Below are 2,477 nucleotides of genomic sequence, written 5' to 3' on the forward strand. Positions count from 1 at the left end.
TTTTCGATTTGGCTTTAAAAAACAAAAAGTTAAAACAAACAAAAAAGCTCTGGCTTTGTACCTGCCCGAAAATCTTCCCGATTTTCTAACCGCACAAACCATAGCAAAATACGTTGTATATAACGGGGGATTTCAAAACAGAAATCCACACACAGTATGACTTTGTCAGAAAAAACTCAGCGAAGCCAGCCGTATCCGAAAATTATACTGGAGAGAATTTTATAAAACTTCTACGCTACTTTTCCGAGAATTTTAATGATAAATTTCTAGAAAAAAAATAGTGGAAAATCTTAACGGAAATCTTACTCAATTGGGGAGAAATAATCTTCACGGGATTTAGATAATTACGGAATCTAAAACTGATTAAAAAATAATTGTGAGATTTAGCAACTTGAGGAAAATAGAACGGATTAAAATAATTTTTCAAAAAAATCAATGGCAACATCCGAGAAATTTTATTTCACTAAAAATCACAGAAAACTGATCTAAATAAAATTAAGGAATAAAATAAATTATGCGAGAAAATCAGCTGTGTGTCCGCTATATACAACACCGCATAAAGTCAATGTGGGTTTTTATGGTTTGCTAAAAAGGTTTGTGTTTTTTTATTATGTCACTTATACTTATTTAAGTATTTTTAGGTCGACTAAGATAAAAACAATAAATAAGTAAAAGTTTAGTCTGGGGCTGATAATCTTAAGATTATCAACTCCCACACTAACTTTATACAAAACCGTTGTGTGCAATACCTCACGAAACCCTGAAAACAAGAATGGATATAATTAAACTGCCAGAATCATTAAGCTTTGAAGAGTCACATACTGTTCAAGTTTATGACTATTGTAGTTCAAAGGAAATTTCCAAACAACAAATCATTCTAAATCAGAATACATTTAGCTTTTTAATTGAAGGAAACAAAGAAGTGATTTTTGATAATTCAGACCTTTCTATTGATAATCGCAAGTTTTTAATTATGAAATCTGGTCATTGTTTGATGACAGAAAAACTATCCGAAATTAAAAATTACAGAAGTATTCTTTTATTTTTCTCAAACGAAACCTTATCCAAATTCATTCAAAAATTCGAACTAAATAACATTGAACAGAACGAATATAAATCTGTTTATTCATTTGAATATGATAATTTTATTAAACGCTTTGTTGATAGCTTAATAGATATTTCCAAACTTTCAAAAACAGTACAAAAAAAAATAATTGAAGTGAAATTTGAAGAGATAATGCTCTATCTTATAGAATTATACGGAACTCACATTTTATATTCTTTAACGTCCAATAATGATAATCTTACTCAAAACTTTACTCGAACTGTTGAAAGTAATCAATTGAAAAAACTAACCTTGAAAGAATTAGCATTTTTATGTAATATGAGTGTATCAACTTTTAAAAGAGAATTTGAAAAAAATTATTCTGAATCACCTATAAAATGGTTTCAAAACAAAAGATTAGAACACGCTTACTATTTGCTCAATCAAAAAAATAAAAAATCTTCTGAAATATATTTTGAAGTAGGTTACGAAAATTTATCGAGCTTTATTCAAGCTTATAAATCAAAATACAATAAAACACCAAAACAGCACCAAACAGAATGAGCTTTTTGCGACACTTTTTGAGCGTTTAACTATGTCTCTTTTTTCATTTAAGATTTAATTTTGTATCAAATATTAAAACATAATAAAATGAAAAAAACAAGTTTAATTTTAATGCTGTCGCTAATTTTCACAACAGCAAGTTTCGGACAAAAAACATTTACCCTATCAAGCAACGATTTAGGTGGAGAAGCTACAAAGACCCAAGAATTTAATGGATTTGGTTGTACTGGAGATAACAAATCGCCACAACTTTTGTGGGCAAATGCACCTGAAGAAACAAAAAGTTTTGCAATAACAATGTATGACCCAGATGCACCAACAGGAAGTGGATTTTGGCATTGGGTAGTTTTTGATATTCCTGCTAACGTAAATGAATTGATAACCAATGCAGGAAATGTTGAATTAAATTTAGCACCTAAAGGCGTTATTCAAAGTATAACGGATTATGGAATTAAAGGATTTGGAGGACCTTGTCCACCTAAAGGACACGGATTTCACCAATATATAATTACTGTTTATGCTTTAAAAACAGATAAATTAGGACTTGATGAAAATATAAATCCAGCCATTGTTGGTTTTAATCTTTGGAATCAAACATTAGCAAAGGCAAGTATTGTAGCTTATTACAAACGAAAGGAATAAGTACAGCACACAACACCGTATATAAAAAATAGCAGTTAAGAGCTAAGCTTAAAGTTTATTTCTTTTCTGCTATCTTTGTTTTATAACGGAAAATTATCGCAAATAAATCTGCTACTTTCCATATACAAAACCGTTAGCATACATAGTCCAAAAAAATCTAAAATAGAGTTTGGGAATCAGTTTGGGTAAATTCTAAAAAACAACATTTCTAAACTTTGAAATATTT

Annotated in this window: 2 protein-coding genes; both read left to right on the plus strand. The window is 29.3% G+C overall.

Annotated features, from left to right (window positions below):
• Window positions 1-772: 772 nt before the first annotated feature.
• Complete coding sequence (locus tag FHR24_RS15525) at window positions 773-1,609, plus strand: helix-turn-helix domain-containing protein (protein WP_167191133.1); 837 nt, start codon at window positions 773-775, stop codon at window positions 1,607-1,609.
• Window positions 1,610-1,696: 87 nt separating this feature from the next.
• A complete protein-coding gene (locus tag FHR24_RS15530; protein WP_167191134.1) occupies window positions 1,697-2,251 on the plus strand; it encodes a YbhB/YbcL family Raf kinase inhibitor-like protein in 555 nt (184 codons plus the stop codon).
• Window positions 2,252-2,477 lie beyond the last annotated feature (226 nt).

This window comes from Wenyingzhuangia heitensis (assembly GCF_011762155.1).
Lineage (GTDB): Bacteria > Bacteroidota > Bacteroidia > Flavobacteriales > Flavobacteriaceae > Wenyingzhuangia > Wenyingzhuangia heitensis.

Excerpts from the sequence above, each read along its gene's own strand:
- FHR24_RS15525 (WP_167191133.1), top strand. The coding sequence starts at position 773 with ATGGATATAATTAAACTGCCAGAATCATTAAGCTTTGAAGAGTCACAT.
- FHR24_RS15530 (WP_167191134.1), top strand. The coding sequence starts at position 1,697 with ATGAAAAAAACAAGTTTAATTTTAATGCTGTCGCTAATTTTCACAACA.